This is a genomic window from Aminobacter sp. 01T433 (genome assembly GCF_056398585.1).
This window is the reverse complement of record NZ_JBFTPR010000059.1, coordinates 1-1,186: the sequence shown is the minus strand read 5'-3', so window position 1 is coordinate 1,186 and position 1,186 is coordinate 1. Positions and strand designations below refer to the sequence as shown.

At 62.5% G+C, this 1,186-nt stretch carries 1 protein-coding gene; it reads left to right on the top strand.

Annotation, left to right across the window (positions count from 1 at the left end; genetic code table 11):
• A partial coding sequence (locus AC1DLV_RS30250; protein WP_476836352.1) for a DUF2182 domain-containing protein occupies nucleotides 1-666 on the top strand: 666 nt, incomplete at its 5' end.
• Nucleotides 667-1,186 lie beyond the last annotated feature (520 nt).

Here is a 1,186-nt window from a genome sequence, read left to right as displayed (position 1 = left end):
GCTATGTCCGGGATGGCCGCCGACGGCTGGTCAGTTGCCGGCGCCGCTGCCTTTCTCGCTGTGTGGACTGTGATGATGGCGGCTATGATGCTGCCGGCCGCGGCGCCCATGATCTTTATGTTCGCGACGGCACAGGCGAGACGCGAACGGCAGGTGGCCGTCCCGACATGGATCTTCGTCGCGGGCTACATGCTCGTCTGGGCGACGGCTGGCCTCCTCGTGTTTGTCCTGGTCCAGTTCGGCAGCGAGCTTGCGGCGAGCCTCGACCCGCCTCAGCGGTCGAAATGGGCGCCGCTCGCGCTCGGTGCCACGCTTGGTATCGCCGGGCTCTACCAGTTCACCACCCTCAAGCACATTTGCCTGAGCCATTGCCGTTCACCGCTCGCGTTCGTTGCGCAGCACTGGCGCGAGGGCCGGGTTGGCGCGCTTGGGATGGGGCTGCGCCACGGCGTTTATTGCTTTGGGTGCTGCTGGGCGCTGTTTGCTGTGCTGGTTGCGGCCGGCGTCATGAGCGTCGCCTGGATGCTGCTTCTGACGCTGGTCGTCTTCGTCGAGAAGCTGCAGCCGCGTGGCCACCGCTTCGAAGGTGCTTTGGGTATTGCGCTATTGGGTCTCGGGATTGTTGTAGCGCTCGGGGTGATTGAGATGCCTTGGACTAGCGGTTAGGGGCATTCCCCCGCGCCAAGGCCACTCGCCCTTGCCGGCCGGTTGGGCGATCGCCCGACGCTCGCATTGTAGCCCTCCACCACTTTCAACAGCCGCCCGAGCACACAATAAAGCAGCGCCGCGACTGCGCCGCGCGAAATAAGTTGACGTTACGTCACGCAGGTTGCACTCTCGTGCCGCATCATCATCTGACGATCAAGACCAGTCGCATGCAAGGGGAATGGAGTCATTGACTGCCCCGACCCGCATTCGCGCATCGTGGTCGGGCTAACGTTTCACCGAGCCTTTGAGCCGTTTGAAACAGGCCTGAGCCGTATCGGCTTGGGCTGTCCCTGACAGAGGAGGATATGTGATATGAAAGCAGCAACAGTAGCCTGTGTTGCAGCGGCAACGGCCATGGCCGCCGCGCTTTTAAGCAGCACCTCGATGGTCCAGGCGCAGGAACAAACCAAGCCGAACATTCTGTTCATCATGGGTGATGACATCGGCTGGATGCAGCCGAGCATCTACCATCAGGGCC